General features: G+C 50.7%; 15 protein-coding genes. 11 read left to right on the forward strand and 4 right to left on the reverse strand.

What is annotated here, in order from left to right; all coding sequences use genetic code 11:
- Nucleotides 1–42: 42 nt before the first annotated feature.
- The 9 genes from rpoC to rfbD all read left to right on the forward strand — a co-directional run bounded on the left by rpoC (nucleotide 43) and on the right by rfbD (nucleotide 12605).
- Nucleotides 43–4269 (forward strand): DNA-directed RNA polymerase subunit beta', encoded by a 4227-nt coding sequence (rpoC, locus tag KFE80_10755; GenBank protein UTW44853.1) that lies wholly within the window; start codon nucleotides 43–45, stop codon nucleotides 4267–4269.
- A gap of 327 nt (nucleotides 4270–4596) precedes the next feature.
- Nucleotides 4597–4971: a 30S ribosomal protein S12 gene (gene rpsL, locus KFE80_10760; GenBank protein UTW44854.1), complete on the forward strand. Its 375-nt coding sequence runs from the start codon at nucleotides 4597–4599 to the stop codon at nucleotides 4969–4971.
- Between the two features lie 103 nt (nucleotides 4972–5074).
- Nucleotides 5075–5545 carry a 30S ribosomal protein S7 gene (gene rpsG / locus KFE80_10765; GenBank protein ID UTW44855.1) on the forward strand — a complete coding sequence of 157 codons (471 nt, stop codon included), beginning with the start codon at nucleotides 5075–5077 and terminating at the stop codon, nucleotides 5543–5545.
- 95 nt (nucleotides 5546–5640) lie between these two features.
- Entirely contained in the window at nucleotides 5641–7746 is a 2106-nt protein-coding gene (fusA, locus tag KFE80_10770) for an elongation factor G (protein UTW44856.1), read from the forward strand.
- Between the two features lie 70 nt (nucleotides 7747–7816).
- Nucleotides 7817–9040 (forward strand): elongation factor Tu, encoded by a 1224-nt coding sequence (tuf, locus tag KFE80_10775; protein UTW44857.1) that lies wholly within the window; start codon nucleotides 7817–7819, stop codon nucleotides 9038–9040.
- Nucleotides 9041–9207: 167 nt separating this feature from the next.
- Entirely contained in the window at nucleotides 9208–10278 is a 1071-nt protein-coding gene (gene rfbB, locus KFE80_10780; protein ID UTW44858.1) for a dTDP-glucose 4,6-dehydratase, read from the forward strand.
- A 44-nt stretch (nucleotides 10279–10322) separates the two neighbouring features.
- Nucleotides 10323–11201: a glucose-1-phosphate thymidylyltransferase RfbA gene (gene rfbA / locus KFE80_10785; protein UTW46703.1), complete on the forward strand. Its 879-nt coding sequence runs from the start codon at nucleotides 10323–10325 to the stop codon at nucleotides 11199–11201.
- A 1-nt stretch (nucleotide 11202) separates the two neighbouring features.
- On the forward strand, nucleotides 11203–11739 hold the full coding sequence (gene rfbC, locus KFE80_10790) for a dTDP-4-dehydrorhamnose 3,5-epimerase (GenBank protein ID UTW44859.1): 537 nt from the start codon (nucleotides 11203–11205) through the stop codon (nucleotides 11737–11739).
- Complete coding sequence (gene rfbD / locus KFE80_10795; GenBank protein ID UTW44860.1) at nucleotides 11736–12605, forward strand: dTDP-4-dehydrorhamnose reductase; 870 nt, start codon at nucleotides 11736–11738, stop codon at nucleotides 12603–12605. Before rfbC ends, rfbD begins: the two co-directional genes overlap by 4 nt.
- Here the strand turns inward: rfbD and KFE80_10800 are convergent.
- From KFE80_10800 to KFE80_10815, 4 genes are read right to left on the reverse strand one after another with little or no spacing between them, the layout of a single operon-like run.
- Nucleotides 12598–13902, reverse strand: a complete 1305-nt coding sequence (locus KFE80_10800; GenBank protein UTW44861.1) for a hypothetical protein — start codon at nucleotides 13900–13902, stop codon at nucleotides 12598–12600. The genes rfbD and KFE80_10800 overlap by 8 nt on opposite strands.
- A gap of 51 nt (nucleotides 13903–13953) precedes the next feature.
- Nucleotides 13954–14748 (reverse strand): polysaccharide biosynthesis protein, encoded by a 795-nt coding sequence (locus tag KFE80_10805; protein UTW44862.1) that lies wholly within the window; start codon nucleotides 14746–14748, stop codon nucleotides 13954–13956.
- Between the two features lie 5 nt (nucleotides 14749–14753).
- On the reverse strand, nucleotides 14754–16268 hold the full coding sequence (locus KFE80_10810; protein UTW44863.1) for a hypothetical protein: 1515 nt from the start codon (nucleotides 16266–16268) through the stop codon (nucleotides 14754–14756).
- 15 nt (nucleotides 16269–16283) lie between these two features.
- Nucleotides 16284–16928 carry a polysaccharide biosynthesis/export family protein gene (locus KFE80_10815; protein UTW44864.1) on the reverse strand — a complete coding sequence of 215 codons (645 nt, stop codon included), beginning with the start codon at nucleotides 16926–16928 and terminating at the stop codon, nucleotides 16284–16286.
- 423 nt (nucleotides 16929–17351) lie between these two features.
- On the opposite strand from KFE80_10815, the gene KFE80_10820 reads away from it, so the two are divergent.
- Together KFE80_10820 and KFE80_10825 are read left to right on the forward strand one after the other, a co-directional pair.
- Nucleotides 17352–18500: a glycosyltransferase gene (locus KFE80_10820; GenBank protein UTW44865.1), complete on the forward strand. Its 1149-nt coding sequence runs from the start codon at nucleotides 17352–17354 to the stop codon at nucleotides 18498–18500.
- A gap of 146 nt (nucleotides 18501–18646) precedes the next feature.
- Nucleotides 18647–23320 (forward strand): LLM class flavin-dependent oxidoreductase, encoded by a 4674-nt coding sequence (locus KFE80_10825; protein ID UTW44866.1) that lies wholly within the window; start codon nucleotides 18647–18649, stop codon nucleotides 23318–23320.
- The last annotated feature ends 30 nt before the right edge of the window (nucleotides 23321–23350 follow it).

Below are 23350 nucleotides of genomic sequence, written 5' to 3' on the forward strand. Positions count from 1 at the left end.
TAACGTAGCGGGGCAACTAGACTACCCACTGGAGGAAAGACCTTGAAAGACTTACTGAATCTTTTGAAGTCTCAGGACCAAACTGGCGAATTCGACGCAATCCGTATCGGCCTGGCGTCACCGGACATGATTCGCTCCTGGTCGTTTGGCGAAGTCAAAAAGCCGGAAACCATTAACTACCGCACCTTTAAGCCGGAGCGCGAAGGCCTGTTCTGCGCCAAGATTTTTGGCCCGGTTAAGGACTACGAGTGCCTGTGCGGCAAGTACAAGCGCATGAAGCACCGCGGTATCGTGTGTGAGAAGTGTGGCGTTGAAGTTACCCTTGCCAAAGTGCGTCGTGACCGCATGGGCCACATTGAACTGGCTTGCCCGGTTGCCCACATCTGGTTCCTGAAATCCCTGCCGTCTCGTATCGGCCTGCTGCTGGATATGACCCTGCGCGAAATCGAGCGGGTGCTGTACTTTGAATCCTATGTTGTGGTCGATCCGGGTATGACCACTCTGGAGCGCGGTCAGCTGCTCAACGACGAGCAATACTTCGAAGCTCTGGAAGAGTTTGGCGACGAGTTCACCGCTCTGATGGGTGCCGAGGCTATCCAGCAGCTGATGAAAGACATCAGCCTGGAAGACGATATTGCCGAGCTGCGTGAAGCGATTCCCGCCACCAACTCCGAAACCAAGATTAAGAAGTACTCCAAGCGCCTCAAGCTGCTGGAAGCCTTCTACAACTCCGGCAACAACCCGGAGTGGATGGTGATGGAAGCACTGCCGGTTCTGCCGCCGGATCTGCGTCCGCTGGTACCGCTGGACGGTGGCCGTTTTGCCACGTCTGACCTGAATGACTTGTACCGCCGCGTGATCAACCGTAACAACCGTTTGAAGCGCCTGTTGGAGCTGAATGCCCCAGACATTATCGTGCGCAACGAAAAGCGTATGCTGCAGGAATCTGTAGACGCACTGCTGGATAACGGCCGTCGCGGCCGTGCCATCACCGGCTCCAACAAACGCCCGCTGAAATCTCTGGCCGATATGATCAAAGGTAAGCAGGGTCGCTTCCGTCAGAACCTGCTGGGTAAGCGCGTGGACTACTCCGGCCGTTCCGTGATCGTGGTTGGCCCCACCCTGCGCCTGCACCAGTGCGGCCTGCCCAAGCGCATGGCTCTGGAACTGTTCAAGCCGTTTATCTTTGCCAAGCTGGAAGGTCGTGGCCTGGCCACCACCATCAAAGCCTCCAAGAAAATGGTGGAGCGTGAAGAGCCCGTTGTTTGGGACATCTTGGACGAAGTAATCCGCGAACACCCGGTACTGCTGAACCGTGCACCGACCCTGCACCGTTTGGGTATCCAGGCGTTTGAGCCAGTGCTGATTGAAGGTAAAGCCATTCAGCTGCACCCGCTGGTGTGTGCCGCCTATAACGCCGACTTCGACGGTGACCAGATGGCGGTACACGTACCGCTGACCCTGGAAGCCCAGCTGGAAGCCCGCGCGCTGATGATGTCTACCAACAACATCCTGTCGCCCGCCAACGGTGAGCCCATTATCGTACCGTCTCAGGACGTGGTTCTGGGCCTGTACTACATGACTCGCGAGCGCATCAATGCCAAGGGCGAAGGCACCCTGTTCACCGACGTGAAAGAAGTGTCCCGCGCTTTCTACAGCAAGCAAGCTGACCTGCAAGCTCGCGTAAAAGTACGTATCGACGAAGTCACCTTCGACGAAGACGGCGAGCGCCAGGAGCGCAGCTTTGTGGCGGACACCACCGTGGGCCGTGCCCTGTTGTGGGACATCGTGCCCCAAGGCCTGCCGTTTGAGTTGGTGAACAAGGCGATGGTGAAGAAAGCCATCTCCAGCATCATCAACGAGTGCTACCGCCAGGTTGGCTTGAAAGATACGGTTATCTTCGCCGACCAGCTGATGTACACCGGTTTTGATTTCTCCACCAAGTCCGGCGCCTCTATCGGCGTGAACGACTTTATGATTCCCGACGCCAAGGCGGAAATCATCGGCCGTGCGGAAGACGAAGTGAAAGAAATCGAAGCCCAGTTTGCTTCCGGCCTGGTAACCCAGGGCGAGAAGTACAACAAGGTGGTGGATATCTGGTCTCGCGCCAACGACCTGGTGGCCAAGGCGATGATGGAAGGTATTTCTTCCGAAACCGTCACCAATCGCGACGGCGACGACGAAGATCAAGATTCCTTCAACTCTGTATTTATGATGGCCGACTCTGGCGCCCGGGGTTCACCCGCACAGATTCGTCAGCTGGCGGGTATGCGTGGCCTGATGGCCCGTCCGGACGGCTCCATTATCGAGACGCCCATTACCGCCAACTTCCGTGAAGGTTTGAACGTACTTCAGTACTTCATCTCCACCCACGGTGCCCGTAAAGGTCTGGCGGATACCGCCCTGAAAACCGCCAACTCCGGTTACCTGACCCGCCGTTTGGTGGATGTGGCTCAGGACGTGGTTGTGGTGGAAGACGACTGTGGCACCAACAAAGGTCTGTTGATGACGCCGGTAATTGAAGGCGGCGACATTATCGAATCTCTGGGTGATCGTATTCTGGGCCGTGTTGTGGCGCAGGACGTGCTCAAGCCCGGCAGCGACGAAATCGCTCTGCCTGCGGGCACTATCATCGACGAGAAGTGGGTTGAACGCATCGAAGCCCTGGGCATCGATGAGGTTCTGGTTCGCTCACCGATCACCTGTGACACCCGCTACGGCATCTGTGCCGAGTGTTACGGTCGCGACCTGGCCCGTGGCCACAAGGTCAACTCCGGTGAAGCGGTGGGCGTTATCGCCGCCCAGTCCATCGGTGAGCCCGGTACTCAGCTGACCATGCGTACCTTCCACATCGGTGGTGCGGCGTCCCGTGCTTCGGCAGTGGACAGCATCCAGGTGAAGCAGGAAGGTGTAGTTCGCCTGGTGAACGCCAAGGTGGTTGAGCGCGAAACCGGCGAGCTGGTTTCTGTGTCCCGCTCCGGCGAGCTGGCGTTGGCTGACAAAAACGGTCGCGAGCGCGAGCGTTACAAGCTGCCTTACGGTGCTGTGATCAAGGTGAAAGAAGGTGCCTCTGTTGCCGCTGGTGACGTGGTGGCCAACTGGGATCCGCACACTCACCCGATTATCTCGGAAGTATCCGGTAAGGTGCAGTTCTCCGGTATGGAAGATGGTCTGTCTGTTCGTCGCACTACTGACGATATGACTGGCTTGACCAGTACCGAAGTGCTGGACCCCAACGAACGCCCGGCGGCTGGTAAAGACCTGAAGCCTCTGGTGACTCTGCTGGATGATAAAGGTAAAGAGTTGTGCTTCCCGAACTCTACGGTTCCGGCGCACTACGCGCTACCTGCCAAGGCGATTGTGATGTCCACCGACGGTGGCCAGATCGGCGTTGGTGAGGTGATTGCCCGTATCCCGCAAGAAAGCGGCGGTACCAAGGACATCACAGGTGGTCTGCCCCGCGTGGCCGACCTGTTCGAAGCCCGTAAGCCGAAAGACCCTGCCATTCTGGCGGAAATCTCCGGTACCGTGAGCTTCGGTAAAGAGACCAAAGGCAAAAATCGTCTGGTTATCACACCTAAAGACGGTCAGCCGTTGCCCGATGGCAGCACCCACTACGAAGCACTGATTCCCAAGTGGCGTCAGCTGGGCGTGTTCGAAGGTGAGCACGTGGAGAAGGGTGAGGTGATCCCTGAAGGTCCGGATAACCCCCACGATATTCTGCGCCTGCTGGGTGTGGACGCGCTGGCCAAGTACATCGCCAACGAGGTGCAAGACGTTTACCGCCTGCAAGGTGTGGGCATTAACGACAAGCACATTGAGGTGATTGTTCGCCAGATGCTGCGCAAGGTGGAAATCACCGATATGGGCGATTCCCCGTTCGTGAAAGGCGAGCAGGTGGAGTTCAACCGGGTGATGGAAGTGAACGAGCAGCTGGAGCTGGACGGCAAGATTCCCGCCAAGTTCGAGCGCCTGTTGCTGGGTATCACCAAAGCGTCGCTGGCCACCGAATCGTTTATCTCTGCGGCCTCCTTCCAGGAGACCACCCGTGTACTGACCGAAGCTGCCGTAACCGGCAAGCAAGATGGTCTGCGTGGCCTGAAAGAGAACGTGGTTGTGGGTCGTCTGATACCGGCTGGTACCGGTCTGGCGCACCACAAACAGCGTCGCGCCGAGCGCGAAGCGGAGCAGGCCGAAGGTCTGGCCGTAACCGCCAGCGATGTGGAAGCAGCGCTGAGCGAAGCACTGAGTTCCAGCGGCGAAGAGTGATTCGGAGCCCATCGTCATTCCCGCGAAGGCGGGAATCCATTGGGTTTGGAGTGTAGTGTAGAGCGTTAACCCTCGCGGGATACGCAGCAAGTACATCCCTGTATGCTCGTCGACAGCATCCCTGCTGTCGGCGATCCCGCAAGGGCCAACACTCTACACTTGAAAGTGCCTTCCGATTCGCTTGACGTCCGGTAGCGGTGTCATTAGAATGCCGCTCCCGCCTGTAGCCCCCCCAAAGATATTGTGGGGTCAGGGGTTATTTGTGTTGGGTTTTTAAGAACAGTCTATTGTTAAATAGACAATATTTAAGGTTTTGGAGTTTATTTAATGGCAACGATCAACCAGTTGGTTCGTAAGCCGAGAAAACGCAAAGTAGCCAAGAGCGACGTACCGGCCCTGCAGGCCTGCCCGCAGCGCCGCGGTGTGTGCACTCGCGTCTACACCACTACCCCGAAAAAACCAAACTCTGCACTGCGTAAGGTTTGCCGTGTTCGTCTGACCAATGGTTTCGAAGTAACTTCGTACATTGGCGGTGAAGGCCACAACCTGCAGGAGCACAGCGTGGTATTGATTCGCGGTGGTCGTGTTAAAGACTTGCCGGGTGTTCGCTATCACACCGTTCGTGGCGCCCTGGACACCTCCGGTGTTGAAGGACGTCGTCGCGGCCGTTCCAAGTACGGAGCCAAGCGTCCTAAGTCTTAATGACTTGACGACAGATAGCTATTTAATGCGTACCTCGCGTACGAATAACTAGTAAGGCCGGGTCAGGCATATGTGCCCGGACTAACCTGAAGAGAGCAAAGACATGCCAAGAAGAAGAGTTGTCGCCAAACGCGAAATTCTGCCGGATCCTAAATTCGGCAACGTAACCCTGGCGAAATTTATGAACCACGTAATGGTCAGCGGCAAGAAATCCCTGGCTGAGCGCATCGTATACGGCGCGCTGGACACCGTGGAAAACCGTGCTAAGAAAGACCCCATCGAGGTGTTTGAAGAGGCGCTGGAAAACATCGCTCCATCGGTAGAGGTTAAATCTCGCCGTGTGGGTGGTGCTACCTACCAGGTTCCCGTAGAAGTGCGTCCTGCCCGTCGTACTGCACTGGCCATGCGTTGGCTGGTGGACTACGCGCGCAACCGCAGCGAAAAATCCATGGCCCAACGTCTGGCTGGCGAAATTGTAGACGCCTCCCAGAACAAGGGCGCCGCGGTGAAGAAGCGTGAAGACGTTCACCGTATGGCCGAGGCCAACAAGGCCTTCTCCCACTTCCGGTTCTGACGACTGTTATCGAACAGGTTTTGGGCTTTTCACAAAAAGGTGGCTATTTAGCTGCCTTTTTGTGACTTAAGAATCCACAGAAATAGAGAAAAATAGTGGCTCGTCAAACTCCAATCAGTCGTTATCGCAATATCGGTATTTGCGCGCACGTGGATGCGGGCAAAACCACGACGACTGAGCGCGTGTTGTTCTACACCGGCTTGTCTCACAAGATCGGTGAAGTGCACGACGGTGCCGCTACCATGGACTGGATGGAGCAGGAGCAGGAGCGGGGAATCACCATTACCTCGGCTGCAACAACTTGCTTCTGGGCTGGCATGCAGCAGCAGTTTGACCAGCACCGCATCAATATTATTGATACGCCGGGGCACGTGGATTTCACCATTGAGGTGGAGCGTTCTCTGCGGGTTCTCGATGGTGCGGTGGTTGTACTTTGCGGTTCCTCCGGCGTGCAGCCGCAGACGGAAACCGTATGGCGCCAGGCCAACAAGTACGAAGTCCCGCGTATGGTGTTCGTCAACAAGATGGATCGCGCCGGTGCCGATTTTATGATGGTGGTCGACCAGCTCAAAGAGCGTTTGGGGGCCACCCCCGTGCCGTTGCAAATGACCATTGGTGCGGAAGACGAATTTAAAGGTGTAGTCGACCTGGTCAAGATGAAGGCCATCCTGTGGAACGAAAGTGACATGGGTATGACTTTCGACTACGCCGATGTGCCCGCTGACCTCGTGGATCAGTGCGAGGAAATGCGCGAATTCCTGGTGGAATCCGCCGCAGAAGCCAGCGATGAGCTGATGGATAAGTATCTAGAAGGGGAAACCCTGACAGAGGAAGAGATTAAAGCCGGTATTCGCCAGCGCACTCTGGCCAATGAGATTGTGCCAGTGTTGGGTGGTTCTGCTTTTAAGAACAAAGGCGTGCAGGCGGTTCTGGATGCGGTAATTGAGTACTTGCCGTCGCCGGAAGAAGTAAAAGCCATTGAAGGCGTGTTGGACGATAAAGCGGAAACTGTCGCTACCCGTGAAGCCGACGACGGTGCGCCCTTTGCGGCGCTGGCGTTTAAAATCGCCACCGACCCCTTTGTGGGCACGCTGACCTTCTTCCGGGTGTACTCCGGCACCTTGAAATCCGGGGATATGGTTTATAACCCGGTGAAGGGCAAGAAAGAGCGCGTTGGCCGTATGGTGCAAATGCACTCCAACAACCGCGAAGAAATTAAAGAAGTACTGGCGGGGGATATTGCCGCTGGTATTGGCCTGAAGGACGTCACCACTGGTGATACGTTGTGCGCTTCGGAGTCGGTCATCACTCTGGAACGTATGGAGTTCCCAGAGCCGGTGATCTCGGTAGCGGTAGAGCCGCGCTCCAAGGCAGACCAGGAAAAAATGGGTGTTGCCCTGGGCAAACTGGCTCAGGAAGACCCGTCGTTCCGCGTCAAAACCGACGAGGAAACCGGCCAGACCATTATTTCCGGTATGGGCGAATTGCACCTGGATATCCTGGTGGATCGCATGCGTCGGGAATTCAGCGTCGAAGCCAATATTGGTAAGCCGCAAGTGGCCTACCGGGAAATGATTAAAAACACCTGCGAGATTGAAGGCAAGTTTGTGCGTCAATCCGGCGGTCGAGGCCAATACGGTCACGTGTGGGTGAAATTTGAGCCTGGCACCGAAGGTGCCGAAGAGCTGGAGTTCGTCAACGAAATTGTTGGCGGTGTGGTACCGCGGGAATACATTCCGGCGGTGGAGAAAGGCATCAGCGAACAGATGAAGAATGGCGTGCTGGCGGGTTACCCCCTGCTGGGCCTGAAAGCCACTCTGTACGATGGGTCTTTCCACGATGTTGACTCCAACGAAATGGCCTTTAAGATCGCTGCATCAATGGCAACCAAGAAGCTGGCCCAGGATGGTGGTGCTGTGCTGATGGAGCCAATGATGAAAGTGGAAGTCGTTACTCCGGAAGAGAACATGGGCGATGTTGTGGGTGACCTCAACCGTCGTCGTGGTCTGATCCTGGGTATGGACGATGGCACTATGGGCAAAGTAGTAAATGCCGAGGTGCCTCTGGCGGAGATGTTCGGTTACGCGACCGATCTGCGCTCTGCAACTCAGGGTCGTGCGACCTTTACCATGGAGTTTGAGAAGTACGCCGAAGCTCCAAACAATATCGCTGAAGAAGTGATTGCCCGCACCCAGCGCTAGCTGGTTGGGGTAAACGCTTGTGAGGCTGTTTTTTTCAATCCTAAAAATCTGAAGCTAAGAGGATATTACAGTGGCTAAAGAGAAGTTCGAACGGAACAAGCCCCACGTAAACGTGGGCACCATCGGTCACGTTGACCACGGTAAAACCACCCTGACCGCAGCCCTGACTCGCGTTTGTGCTGAAGTATTCGGCGGTGAAATGAAAGACTTCGGTGAAATCGACAACGCACCGGAAGAGCGTGAGCGCGGTATTACCATCGCTACTTCTCACGTTGAGTACGATTCCAACGATCGTCACTACGCGCACGTTGACTGCCCAGGGCACGCCGACTACGTGAAAAACATGATCACCGGTGCTGCCCAGATGGACGGCGCTATTCTGGTTTGTGGCGCCACTGACGGCCCTATGCCTCAAACTCGCGAGCACATCCTGCTGTCTCGCCAGGTAGGTGTACCTTACATCGTTGTATTCCTGAACAAAGCTGACCTGCTGGCTGAAGACTGTGGCGGTGTTGACTCTGAAGAATACGCCGAGATGCTGGAACTGGTTGAAATGGAACTGCGCGAGCTGCTGGATACTTACGAGTTCCCAGGCGACGACACTCCAATCATCGCTGGTTCTGCTCTGATGGCTCTGGAAGGCAAAGACGACAACGAGCTGGGCACCACTGCCGTTAAGAAGCTGGTTGAAGCTCTGGACAGCTACATCCCTGAGCCCGAGCGCGCCATTGACCAACCGTTCCTGATGCCTGTGGAAGACGTATTCTCCATCTCTGGCCGTGGTACTGTTGTAACTGGTCGTGTTGAGCGCGGTATCGTTACCGTTGGTGACGAAATCGAAATCGTTGGTATCAAAGAGACTACCAAAACCACCTGTACCGGTGTTGAAATGTTCCGCAAGCTGCTGGACGAAGGCCGCGCTGGTGAAAACGTTGGTGTTCTGCTGCGTGGTACCAAGCGCGACGAAGTTGAGCGCGGACAAGTTCTGGCCGTACCTGGCTCCGTAAACCCGCACACCAAGTTCGAAGCGGAAGTTTACGTACTGTCCAAAGACGAAGGCGGCCGTCACACTCCGTTCTTCAAAGGCTACCGCCCTCAGTTCTACTTCCGTACTACTGACGTGACTGGTAACGTTGAACTGCCCGCTGGCACCGAAATGGTAATGCCTGGCGACAACGTTCAAATGACCGTTACCCTGATCGCTCCGATCGCTATGGAAGACGGCCTGCGCTTCGCTATCCGCGAGGGTGGTCGTACTGTAGGTGCTGGTGTTGTTGCTAAGATTATTGAGTGATCGATTGTTTAGTTAACACCTGAAGCATCGCTTCGATAAAAAGCCCCGCATTGAGAGATGCGGGGCTTTTTTTATATCTGGATGGTTTGTATTTGCTTCTGTGTGTGAGCAAAACGGAAGGAGAGTTATGTTAATGTAGAAACATCATAGCAGTGGAAAATAATAAGATGAAAATATTGGTTACAGGGGGAGCTGGCTTTATTGGTAGCGCCGTTGTTAGGCATTTGCTCTCAGACACTGACCATAGTGTTATCAATGTAGATTGCCTCACCTACGCTGGGAATCTTGATTCGATTCCTGAAAACCTTCACTCAGAGCGCTATGTTTTTGAGCGTGTGGATATTTGTAATACAGAACAGTTAAAAAGAGTTTTTTTTCAGCATACGCCGGATGTAGTAATGCACTTGGCTGCAGAGTCGCACGTAGACCGCTCTATTGATGGCCCGGCTGCATTTATTCAAACCAACTTGGTGGGCACATTCTCTTTGCTGGAAGTGGCAAGAGAGTATTGGGCCGGGTTGTCGGAGGAACGGCAGAAAAAGTTTCGTTTTCATCATATATCTACCGATGAAGTGTATGGGGACCTTTCACTAAATAACGAGCTGTTTACTGAACAAACCAAATATGACCCCAGCTCCCCTTATTCTGCTAGTAAGGCTGGCTCAGATCATTTGGTGAGGGCATGGGGAAGAACTTACAACTTACCCATAGTGATAACCAACTGTTCAAATAATTACGGCCCATACCACTTCCCCGAAAAGCTGATCCCTCACATGATTTTAAATGCTTTGTCCGGAAAGCATTTGCCGGTTTATGGTGACGGACAGCAGGTGAGGGACTGGTTGTACGTGGAAGATCACGCGAGAGCTTTAACAAAAGTTGCCACAGAGGGACGTATTGCCGAAACCTACAATATCGGTGGTCACAATGAGAAAAAAAATATTGAAGTAGTGGAAGCCATTTGTACTCTTTTGGAGGAGTTGGCTCCTGAAAAACCTCAAGGTGTTGATAGGTACAGCGATTTGATCACCTATGTTACTGACCGGCCAGGGCATGATGTGCGCTATGCAATTGATGCTTCAAAGATCGATCAAGAGCTGGGCTGGAGGCCGGAAGAGAGCTTTGAATCAGGCATTCGAAAAACAGTGTTATGGTACTTAGAAAATCGTAATTGGTGGCAGCGAGTCTTGAATGGCAGCTACCGGTTAGAGCGAATCGGTGTTGATAGTGGTAACTGATGTCTTTTGCGTATTTGTGATTACTGGATGTTCTTGAAATGAATATGAATAAGTATAAAGGAATTATTTTGGCTGGAGGGTCTGGAACCCGGTTGCATCCGTTAACGCTAGGTGCGTCTAAGCAATTAATGCCAGTTTACGATAAACCGATGATTTATTATCCCCTGTCAGTATTAATGCTGGCGGGGATCCGTGATGTGTTGATCATTACGACGCCTGATGATTTGGAAAGCTTTCGGAGAGTTCTTGGAGATGGCTCAAAATATGGTATTGAGCTCAGATACGAAGTTCAACCATCACCTGATGGTCTTGCTCAAGCATTTCTTATAGGGAGTAAATTTATCGGTGAAAATAATGTTGCTTTAGTTCTGGGAGATAACATATTTTTTGGTCAGCACTTCAGTGATAAATTGGTTGCGGCTGCCAATAGAACCAGAGGAGCTACTATTTTTGGCTATCATGTAACCGACCCTGAGCGTTTTGGTGTGGTTGAATTTGATTCAAAAGGAATGGCTTTAAGTATTGAAGAAAAACCAGTTCAGCCTAAATCAAATTATGCAGTAACAGGTTTGTATTTTTACGATAATGATGTGGTTGATATTGCTCGCTCAATTAAGCCTTCTTCCCGCGGAGAGCTTGAAATTACGGATGTAAATAACGCCTACTTACAGCGGGGAGATTTAAACGTGGCTGTACTTGGGAGGGGGTTTGCTTGGTTAGATACAGGAACTCATGATTCACTATTAGATGCTGGCAAGTTTATTCAGACCGTGGAACATCGCCAAGGCTTCAAAATCGGTTGCCTAGAAGAAATTGCTTTTCGCAACCAGTGGATCGATGAATCATCCTTGATGAAGCAGGCAGAAGTTCTTGGGAAAACTGGTTATGGCGCTTATCTAAGGCGAGTAGCAGAAGGGTATTAATGTGATTGTGACGGCGACATCAGTCGACGGTGTGTTGATTATTGAGCCCAAAGTTTTTGGGGATGATCGCGGCTTTTTTTTAGAAACCTTTCAGGCGGAGAGGTATAAAAAAGCGCTGAATGTCAATTTTGATTTTGTTCAAGATAATCACTCTCGTTCTGCGAAAGGGGTGTTGAGAGGGCTGCACTACCAAAAGGAACGGCCACAAGGAAAGCTGGTGCGTGTGGTTAAGGGCGAAGTTTTTGATGTGGCCGTAGATGTTCGACGAGGTTCATCGACTTTTGGCCACTGGGTTGGTGTTACGTTAACTGAAGAAAATAAAAAGCAGCTTTGGGTTCCACCAGGTATGGCTCATGGCTTTGTGGTGCTGTCAGAAAGCGCTGATTTTGAGTATAAATGTACAGATTATTATGATCCCGATGATGAATGCTGCCTAGCTTGGGATGATAAGGAGGTGGCAATTGATTGGCCTGTTGAGCAGCCTGTTCTTTCTGAAAAAGACCGTTTGGGGAAAACCCTAAAGGAGTTATTTCCTTGACGGTTTTAATAGTTGGTGCTGGTGGCCAGCTTGGCCGTTGTTTGTGTGATTTGTTGATCAGTCGATCAATAGAGTTCTCTTCCTATAACTCGAAAGAATTAGACGTCACAAATTTAAAATCAGTGGAAGATGTAATTTCTCTAGAGCGCCCTGCTGTTGTCGTAAATGCGGCAGCTTACACAGCTGTTGATAAAGCGGAAGAGCAAAAAGAGCAGGCCTTTTCAGTAAATGCGACTGGCGCTGAAAACCTTGCCCGTGCCTGCGAAGGTGTTGGGGCTGCTCTTGTGCATGTATCTACTGATTATGTTTTTGATGGTAAATCGGAGCGACCTTACACAGAAATAGATACAGTCAATCCGATCAACGTGTACGGGAGTTCAAAGTTATTGGGTGAGCAGTTGATCGCTCAGAGAATGGAGCGATATATTGTTGTTCGAACGTCATGGGTTTTTAGCGAATACGGAAGTAATTTCTTTAAGACTATGAGCCGGCTGGCTTTAGAAAGAGACCAGGTTTCAGTGGTTGATGATCAGTACGGTTGTCCCACTTATGCGGGTGACTTGGCTTTAGCGCTGTTAAAGTTTTCTGAGCTTTCGGTAGATGAAAATTTTGATGGCTGGGGGGTGTATCACTATTGTGGGGCTGAGCAAACTAGCTGGTTTGAGTTTGCTAAATCTATATTTGAATTACATGCCTCAAAGTCTTCCAAAAGTGTTGCAACATTATTGCCACTGCCTAGTAAAAATTACCCGACGCCTGCTGAACGTCCGCAATATTCTGTGATGAGTACTCAAAAAGCAACTGAATTAGGTATAAAGGCGGCCGACTGGAAGGCCGCCATCAAAAAAATGATAAGTGTTAGTTAATTCGGTAGGTAATTCCTAATACAGCTCGTTTTTCATCAAAGCTGTCTTGAAGAGTAGATCCCGTGCGTTCGTTTTGGCTGACTAGAAATGAAATATCCAGGTTTTTATTCAGCTCTTTACTGTAGTGCAGTGACACGATGTCTGCATCAAAACTCGATAGTGTGCTTCCGGGTTCATACGTTGCCTCTTGGCGGGATAAAGTAAGTCCTACTTCAGAAGAACGGCTCAACCGATATGTGCCACCTAGTATGATAAAAAGCTCATCGTTGTCTTCCTGTATCTGAATATTGTACTTCTCTTCCGATGCGCTGACTGTAAAAGATAAACTGCATAGTTTGCAGAGGCTGGAGGTGCGGTAGGAGAAAGTGTGTGCAATTCGATTGTACTGATCTACGATAGCCGAAAAGCCATTGCCCAGTGCAACTTGGTCCAGTCCGTCCTGCAGGATTGAGTTTTGATTGCCACGAGATGGGTCAGTTAGGTACGACTCGCTTAAAAAAGTGACCTGATGAACGCCATTATCGAAAGCTGCTGACAGTTCCCACTGAATGGCATTATCTTTTGATCCAATAGAAGGGTCGACAGAGTTATAGCCAATGGCGATGGAGTAATCCAGTTGTCTTAAATTTGTTGAATAGCGAAGTAAAGCACTTTGGTAATCGTATTCCACCGAGATGTCATCATATTCAACTTCCAGTTGCTGTATTACGGCACTAATAGTGTCAACACGACTGATGTTTCTCGAGTACAGTAACTCAACACCGGTGCTGGTGCTGTCAAACGAATCTTGTGTCGATTGGTTTTGATCAAAATTAACAGCACTGTATATTCCAGCGATAGAGAACTGGTCTGCTTGATTTTGTATGATGTTGAACCGTGGGAGGATCGAAGTAACATCGCGAGTTTGTTGGTTATCTGCACTTGGTGTTTCGCTGGCATTTCCCAACACTTGACGCTTAGAATTGTTGATGGCGACATTGAAGCGCCCGTCTTCGGCACCGAGTAATAAATTTGCGGTGCCATCTAGTTCAATGCGATTATCTTGAGAGTCTTTATCAAAAAGTAGCTGACTTATCCGGTAGTCAATATCGCTGCTCAGCCAAGTATTTTTATACTCCCCAGTAGCCCTCACTGTCAGGCGGTCTTGCCGCTCAGAAAGTGTATTTGAAAAGCTAAAGTTTGCATTGTCCGTGTAGGCTGTTTCGAGTCCCAGTTCAATATTAAGCTGATTTGCAGAAGTGCCGGTTGCTAACAGTATGCTTGGGAGCAATATTAGGGTTATTTGATTTTTCTTCACGATGAGCTCTCTGTATTGTCATGTCTCTTGGGGGGCTCTCTTTGGTAATAATCAGCTGTTAAAAACCACCCCGGCCACTTTTTCCTCTCCAATGATTTGTATTGCTTCCTGAAGATCTTTTTGCGTTATTTTCTTGGCTGGCACAACTAAAACAACCATGTCGACCTTCTCTGCCAGTATAGCTGTCTCTGGGTAATGTCTTACTGGAGGAGTATTCATAATAACAAAGGCATTGGGCATAGAGCACTTTATGCTACTGATGATTACTTCCATTTTAGGGTGGTTGTAATGCTCTGCGGCACTTTCTGTGGTGTTTCCTGTGGGTATCAGTTTTAGACGATTTATGCCGGAAGGATAGGTAATATCTGATAAGGATACACTGGAGCTAGTTAGATAATCTGTAAGGCCAAATTGCATATCACGAATGGATAGTGCGTCTGTCTCTTCTGCATTTGGGTTGCAGTCTATAAAAAGTGCAGTTTTACTCTCATCCAAGGCAAAGCAGGTGGCAATATTAAAAGGGATCATAGTGTTATGATCCGTAGCTTGTCCTACCGACGTCACAGCAATTACAGCTCCAGAGCCTTGAGATTTTTTTACAATCTTGGTGCGAATGCCGCGATATGCGGACAAGATGTCACTTTGTTTCATGCCTGGATAAATAATCTCTTTTTGTTGGCATGTATCGGGCAGCCAAAGTTTTTTTTGCTCTTCTTCGTCGAGTGTAAACGTTAAGCTTCGCTCAACATATTGATTAATCTGGTTGATTTTCGAGCGTGTATCTGAGTCGGCTAAGCGAATAACCGATGGCTTTGCGTTAGTGATCCTGCTTGATGAGTCAGCCATAAGGTTCAATCCATGATAAGAAGAAATGAAGTATAACCGTAAGCCAGCATGGCGACGGCTGCAATAATAATGATGGGTGTATTGACCCGGAGCCAACTCGTTTCGCTGCTTTGTGCTTGAAAGGCAGGAATGCTGCCAAGCAGCTCAATGCCTTCTGGAAGTTGAGTGCTAAGTGCCTCACCATTTCTGATTCTTGGATCCAGGTAAACGTAAACAAGCATTAGGCCTATTGGAGCCAGTATTGCCAGTAAAGGGCCAATAAAAATGAAATGGCGAGCTTGTAGCCCAGATGGTCGCAAAGGTAGTACAGGGCTCTCGCGCAGTCGGTAAGTCATGCCTTTGCCTTCGCGACTGATTGAGGCAGACAAATCGGCGTTTTGCCGTCTTTCCAGCATTTCCTCATAGATTTGCTTAGTAGTGTCATAATCTCGAGTCAGCTCAGCGAGTTCAGCTTGATTGGAGGCGATTCTTTCTGCCCGCCGTTGTTCGTTAGTCAGTAAGGTTTTCAGTGATCGCTGTCGCTGCTGCATACCCTGGAGGTTGACTTCGGCTTCGGCCTGCTGTCGCCTGAGTACTTCAAATAAAGCCACTTCTTCGCTGGCGTTGCCACTGTTAAAACTGCCTGGAACTGTTTTTTGCAGTTGAGTGATTTGTTCATCTAGTGTGGCCAGTTGACTGCGGAGTAAGATGATATCTGGATGTTTTTCGGTGCCAATCAGCAAGAGCTCATCCAGGTCTCGCTGCATTTCAGTTCGTTGCTCAGCCAGAGCAGCAAGCTTTACTTTTGCTTTTTGATATTCCCTTTCGTTATTCAACTTTCCTTTAATGGAGCGAATTTTAGTTTTGGTTTCATCAATATCGATGACAAGTGTGTCTAGGTCAGCACGCAATTCATTGATGCTGTCGCTGACGCCTGATTCTGTGCCATCCATATTTTGTTTTTTAAAGTCGGATAGCTTTTTTTCTGCCATTTCTAGCTCGGCTTTATACTTTTGAGCTTCACTATTAATGAAATTATAGGCATCAAGACTTTCATTTTGTTTTTGCTGAGAGGCGCTATTGATAAAAGAATCAATCAACGTATTCAGTGAAGAATATGAGCGTTGAGGGTCTTGGCTCTTTAGGCTAATTCTTAAGAGGTTATTGTTGAGTGGCTCAGTTTCAAAGGAGGCAGACAGCCCATTGATAGCTTCGTCAATGTCGTACTGAGAGCTTTTTTCATCGATAGTGCCGAGCTCCTTGGCTGCTCCAGTTAATATAAGGCGGGAACGTATAATGTCTTCTGCAATATTTACAGGGGCGATTTCTTGTATGGCTGCCCGGCCACGCAATAAGTCGGTTGTTACGCTTTTCCGGTCAGCCTGGATTAGCGCACTAGTTTTATAGGTATTGGGCCATTTGGCGGCTAGCAGTAGGCACACACCCATAACGACAACAGACAGTGCCAAGCACAGCTTAATGTTAGCTTTTAGCTCCTCCAGAGTAGAGAGTACGATTTGCCGAATAAAGTCTAAGTTCATGATGCTATGCCTACTTCAAAAGCGTCGCTCTGGTACTGTTATTTGGTCTGAGGGTTGTAGAGGGTAGTTCGCGTCAAGCTTGCCTCTGTTTAGCAAGTCGTCAAGGTTTATGTCGTAAACCTCGACCCCATTTCCTGTGCGGCGATAAAGTTTTGCTCTGCTGAGCGCCGCATAGTCGTTAGGGCCTTCGGCCAGCAATACCAGATCTAGGACAGTCATACCATCCCTAAAGGCGATAGATTGCGGCGAGTTGACTGCACCTGTAATACGAACACGCCGTTGAAAATCAGTGCTGCCAGGGTTGCTGACAATAACCGTTACCTTTGGTGTTTTAAGGTATGTTGCCAATATGTCAGTAATATTGTCAGCAAGCTGCTCAGTAGTTAAGCCTGCGGCAGCAACGTCTCCAGCCAATGGTGTAGATATCATACCGTCGGGCCTAACAGGTACCGTTCCGGAGAGCTCTTCATTGCGCCATACATTAATCTGCAACTGATCCCCGACACCAATCTTGTACACTTCTGCAACGGCTGGAGCCGTACGAATTTGTTTTTGTATTGGGCTCGATGTTGAGCAGGACGCCAGTATTAAGCATAAAAGTGCTAGTGTTAGCGTGCTAAGGGGAAGTGATAACAACGAACTAGGGAGCAGCTGTCGCATGGTTTATAACCTTTTTGTATACACTTGGCGGGTGTTTACCAGTCTTTGGTGAATTTGAGTGGTAACTTACTGTGATCCAGTAGACAATTTTAGCCCACTACAGAGGGTGTATGTAGGCTGGTGTTATCTTGGCGTAGCCGGTTTCTGGGGAGCATGAACTGCTAGAGACCAATGTTTAGAGATTTTGATTTTTGTAAGTTGTTGATTTGATTTGCTTTGTTGGGTTTTTTTTGAGGGAAACGAGCTGCTTTCTGTGGTGCTGATCGTTGAAAAAGTTCATCTACAAACTCTATGTGTTGGATAAGCGGCCGCTTTTGGTGATGCTTGGTGTGGGGCCTGTAGGGAAATATGACTAATTATTAGTATTAGGTGGTGACATTGAGTGGAGTAGTTTGGTGGTTTTTTTGCCTTGTAGGAGCATGCTTGGCTGTGCTCTTTGTTTACGTATTGCTTCTTGTGGCGGCGTCCTGGTGGAATCGGTATAGGCCCAAAGTACCTGCCGTTGATGATGCTGTTACGTCGATTGCCATTTTGATCCCTGCTCATAATGAAGAGTCCTCCATAGTTGCCACCATTCGTTCCATTCAACAGGCTGACTATAGTGGGCCCTTTGAAATATTCGTTATTGCTGACAACTGTACAGATGCCACAGCCAGTCTGGCGTTGAGTGGAGGTGCGCGTGTTTGGAAGCGATTTGATACTTTAAATCCGGGTAAGGGGCAGGCTATTCAGTGGGCTATTTCAAATCATCAAGCAGTTTTGGATGGTTTTGATTGCATCGCTTTTGTGGATGCGGATACACGGGTAGATCCGCAATTTTTGTCCAAAGTGAATTCCGCACTCAATATTCAGGGAGCTGGTGCCGTTCAGGGGTTTCATGGTGTTCTCAATGGAGAAGATAATTGGCGTGCATCATTCACTTATCTGGGGTTTGCTGGGGTAAATCACGTGCGCCCCTGTGGTCAGTACGTTTTGGGAGGAAGTGCAGGCATTAAAGGCAACGGCATGGCTTTTCGCCGAGAGCTGTTACAGCAATTTGGGTGGCCAGCTCATTCGATAGTGGAAGACTTAGAGATGACGTTGAAGTTATTGCTGTCGGGGCATCGGGTGGCGTATGAAGGCAATGCAGTTGTTCGTTCTGAAATGCCATTGACGGCACGCCAGGCGTATTCTCAAAGAGAACGTTGGGAAGGAGGGCGTCATCAAGTGGCTAAGGAGTACTTGCCCCAACTGCTGAAGCGCTTTTTTGCAACCGGTCAATGGCGATACTTGGATGCGGTGGTTGATCTCATGGTACCCCCGTTTACTTTAATGCTGATGTTGGCCTGCTGTGCGTTGCTGGTCGGTTTATGGGCTTCTCATGGGGTATTGATATGGGTGGGCTTTGTGGGCATGTTGTGCGTAATGGCCTATTCCTGTAGTGCTCTCTTGCAAACGGGGGCTTCGCTGAAAGTGTGGCGGAATTTGTTGGCTGCGCCCCTGTTTTTGCTATGGAAGGTGCCGTTGTCTTTGAGGTTGTTGGGTAGTCGTCAGCGTGCCTGGAAGCGAACTTCTAGAAATTCTGAGCAATAACAACGAGTTAATTGGTGCTTGGTTTTGCACTTTTATGCCTCTTATCCATCGATTAGTGGCCTGTGTCGTGTTGTTATTGCATGTCATGCCCCCTTCCTTTGTGATTGACTTCAATTTGCTTATTAAAACTAATGGTTCTCAATAAAATGAATGCTGAAGGTACATTCAGTTGCTTCCTTATCGGGGGCGACACACTGCTGCTGGAATGCGGTGATCTACTGATTGAATCAGGTCACTCTGTTTTGGGTGTTATCACAAGAGCTCCACGCATTGCAGAGTGGGCTAATGGCCGATCCATCCCTGTTATCCCTCTGGATTCAGACTATGAAGTTGAGTTGTCGAAGCAGCCGTTCGATTACCTGTTTAGCATTACCCACCTAGAAATGATCTCTGAGAGCGTGCTTGGGTTGCCCAAGCAGCTGGCTATAAACTTCCATGATGGCCCATTGCCTCGATATGCGGGCCTGAATACCCCCGCCTGGGCGTTGATGAATGGTGAATCTGAATACGGGATCAGCTGGCATGTGATGGCCCCCGGGGTGGACCAGGGGGATTTGCTCAAGCAACAACTATTTGGCATCTCTGCCAATGAGACGTCGCTGTCTATCAATACCAAGTGTTTTGCGGCTGCTTTGGATAGCTTTCCGGGTCTAGTGGACGATTTGGTATCTGGCACTGCTCAGCGCACTGCGCAAGATCTTTCAACAAGAAGCTATTTTGGCAAATACCAGCGCCCCGCTGGGGCCGGTGTATTGGATTGGCAGCGCTCTGCGCAGGTATTAGAAGCGCAAGTTCGTTCCTTGGATTTTGGCATTTATCTCAACCCTTTGAACTGTGCTAAAGCGGTGATTGTCGGCGAGGTATTTGTGGTGGCTTCCGCCACGGCTGTAGATGTTGAAGCCACTTCGGCGGCTGGCACTGTATTGGCTATCAGTGATGAGTTTATCCAGGTTGCTTGTAGTCAGGGCGCTTTGAGCCTGACGGGCTTCAGTAGTGTGGGTGGAGAAGAGCTGTCTCCTGCGCAAGTGGCAGAACAGTGCCGGCTTGAGCCGGGCTGTGTTCTGGCTGTACCAAACATGGACGCTTTGGATAGTGTGAATGCCAAGTGCAGCAGAGCAGAAGCCTTTTGGGTTAAGCGTTTGGTATCCCTGGAGTCGACTCCAGCGCCTTATGCCTCTGAGGTTTCCAGCCACCAAACAGCAAACAGTCAATTCCTGGTCGTTGATGTGCCTGCTGGATTGGGGGCAGGTGATGCCCGTGATTACGCTATCGCCGCTTTTGTGTTGTTGCTTGGTCGTCTGGTTGGCCGAGAGCAGGTCGATATTGCCTTTTCCAATGAGCAACTGCGGGCTGATGCACTGATTGCTTCTGGTTTGCTGAGCGCCAATTCAATACTTCGGGCTACTGCTGAAAGTAATGGCAGTTGCCATCAGCTGATTGAGCGCGTTGGGCGGGAAATATCTGAAACTGCCTTTCAGGGAAGTTGGTTACATGAGGTGGCAGTACGTTATCCGGAATTGCGCACCATTGCTGAATTGAAATTGCCAGGTTTGTTGCCGGTGGGTGTTTCGGTTGGTAATGACGGTGCCGATGTGGTGCTGGAGCAGGGCAGGGTGCTGACGTTGCTTTGCACGTCATCTGGGCAGGTGCACCTGATTTATGACGAAAACCGGCTTGCCAGTGATATGGCCAGCAAATTGGCAGGGCAGTTGGCAGCACTGATTAACAGTATGGCTGCCAATCCTGAACAGCTTGTCGCCAGTTTGGAACTGCTGTCACAGGAAGAGAAAAATCGAGTATTGGTGGAGTGGAATGATACTGAGGCGTCTTATGATAAGACCGCCTGTGTCCACCAATTGTTTGAACAGCAGGTGCAGCGCAAGCCAGAGGCCGCTGCGTTGGTGTTTGAAGATAAAAAGCTCAGCTACAGTGAGCTGAACCAGCGCGCCAATCAGCTTGCTCATCACTTGATGGCATTGGGTGTTGGGCCAGACACCATGGTGGGAGTGCATATAGAACGCTCTTTGGATTTGATGGTAGCGACCCTGGGGGTGATGAAGGCCGGTGGTGCCTATGTGCCGCTGGACCCGGCGTTCCCGGCAGATCGTATTCGCTTTATGATCGAGGATTCCGCTATGCCGGTGATCCTCACCCAGTCGGCCATTGAGCCTCAGTTGCCCGCACATCAAGCGAAAACCGTATCTATCGATTCCAGCTGGTCTCAAATAGCCGAGCATCCAGCGATTGAGCCTTCCGTTGAGGTTGCCTCCTCAAACCTCGCCTATGTCATCTACACCTCCGGTTCCACCGGTAAGCCCAAAGGCGTCATGGTGGAACACCGCAATGCGGTGAATTTCTTTGTTGGGATGGATCGAGTCATCCCTCACGATGACAGCAGTGCCTGGTTGGCTGTCACCAGCCTCTCTTTCGATATATCGGTGTTGGAGCTGTTCTGGACGCTCACCCGCGGCCTGAAAGTGGTGATCTACCTGGATCGTGATAAGAAGCTATCGATGCCAGATGCGTCTTCAGTGCCTGCATCGGTGAGTGGGCGCCCAATGTCCTTTGGCCTGTTTATGTGGGGCAATGATGATGGCCCCGGTGAAGCCAAATACCGCCTGATGATGGAGGGTTCCAAATACTTTGATGAGAACGGCTTTAATGCGGTTTGGACGCCAGAGCGCCATTTTGGTGCTTTTGGTGGGCCATACCCCAACCCGGCAGTAACCAGTGCAGCCATTGCCGCTGTTACCAAAAATATCTCTATTCGCTCTGGCAGCTGTGTATCGCCCTTGCACCACCCTATTCGTATCGCTGAAGACTGGGCGGTTGTGGATAACCTCTCCAACGGGCGAGTGGCGCTGTCTTTTGCTGCTGGCTGGCAGCCGAACGATTTTGTGATCAAACCTGAAAACCACAAAAACAACAAACAGGTGATGATGGAACAGATCGAAACCGTGAAGAAGCTCTGGCGCGGTGAAAAGGTGGCTTTCGAAAATCCCATGGGACAAATGGTGGATATTGAGACTCTGCCACGCCCGGTGCAAAAAGAGTTGCCGGTTTGGTTTACCACAGCGGGTAATCCGGAGTCCTACCGCCAGGCTGGTGAACTGGGCGTTAATGTGCTCACCCACCTGCTGGGGCAGTCAGTAGAAGAGTTGGCAGAAAAGGTCAACATTTACCGCGAAGCACGGGCCAAGGCCGGCCACGATCCGGCTGCGGGCAAGGTCTCCCTAATGCTGCATACGCTGGTGGGTGATAACACCGACGAGGTTCGCGAGTTAGTCCGTCAACCCATGAAGGACTACCTGAGCTCGGCCATGAAACTGGTGCTGGATTTTGCCTGGGCGTTTCCGGCCTTCAAGCGCCCCGGCGGCGCAGACAGCAATCCGGAAGATATCGACATCAAAAACCTCAGTGCTGAGGATACCGACGCTATTTTGGAATTCGCCTTTGAGCGCTATTTTGAAACCAGCGGATTGTTTGGCGATGTGGCTACCTGTGAAGCCATGATTAATCGTTGTAAAGCGGCGGATATCGACGAAATTGCCTGCTTGATGGACTTTGGTGTGGATACCAACGTGGTGATGGATAGTCTGCCGCTGTTGAAGCAGGTCAGGGACTTAACCAACCCATCTGTTGATACGAAAAACGCCACTGCCGATCAGTCTCTGGCCGCACAGATCCGCAGGCATGGAGTGACCCACTTCCAATGCACACCTTCAATGGCACGTATGCTTACTTTTGATGACGATGCCAAACAGGCGTTGGGAGAGATCGATTACATGATGGTGGGTGGTGAAGCATTGCCTACCAGCCTTGCCCAAGAGCTGAACGGCATTGTTAAACGCCGCGTGACCAATATGTATGGCCCCACGGAAACCACGATTTGGTCGACCACTCAGGTTATTGGTGATACAGAGTCTGTCGCTATTGGGCGGCCTATTGCCAATACCCAGATCTATATTCTGGATGAACATCGCCGCCCGGTGCCTCCAGGGGTGCCAGGGGATCTGTTTATTGGTGGCGATGGTGTGGTGCGCGGCTACTTGAATCGACCGGATTTGACGTCGGAACGTTTTATCACCAACCCCTTTATGGAACAGGGCACTATTTACTGGACGGGCGATATGGCTCGCTACCAGGAAGATGGTGTTATCGATTTCCTTGGCCGTGTTGACCACCAAGTGAAAATTCGTGGCTATCGCATTGAGTTGGGCGAAATCGAGACGCGTATAGGCCAGTACGCTGGCGTTCGCGAAAATGTAATGCTACTGCGGGAAGATAGTCCCGGAGACCAACGCTTGGTGGCCTACTTGATGGTGGGGGATCCTGCTTTCGATATGGCAGCGCTGAAATCCCATTTGCGGGAAAAACTGCCGGAATATATGGTGCCCAATGATGTGGTGATTCTGGACGCCTTTCCGCAAACCCCCAATGGCAAGATCGACCGCAAGGCACTGCCATCACCGCAATCTTTGCAGAAGGCTCAGGTTGCAGAGTATGTGGCACCGGAAGATGGCATTGAAAAAACCATCGCCAAAGTCTGGCAGGAGACGCTACAGCTTGACAAGGTGGGTATTAACGACAACTTCTTTGACCTCGGTGGCCATTCGCTGTTGATTGTGAAAGTGCACTCGCAGCTGAAAGCAGAGCTGGATCAGCCTGTATCGCTGACGGATCTGTACCGTTGCCCGACGATCAAGTCGCTGACCGCCTTCCTCAATACAGATGGGGCCGGGGAGTCGATGAAGAAAAGCTCCGATCGTGCCCAGCGCCGGCGTGCCATGATGGGTGGCAGGCGGCGTCGTGCCAGGTAGTCCTAAAAGGTAACGTCACAGGACAATAAT

The organism is bacterium SCSIO 12696 (assembly GCA_024397955.1).
Lineage (GTDB): Bacteria > Pseudomonadota > Gammaproteobacteria > Pseudomonadales > Porticoccaceae > SCSIO-12696.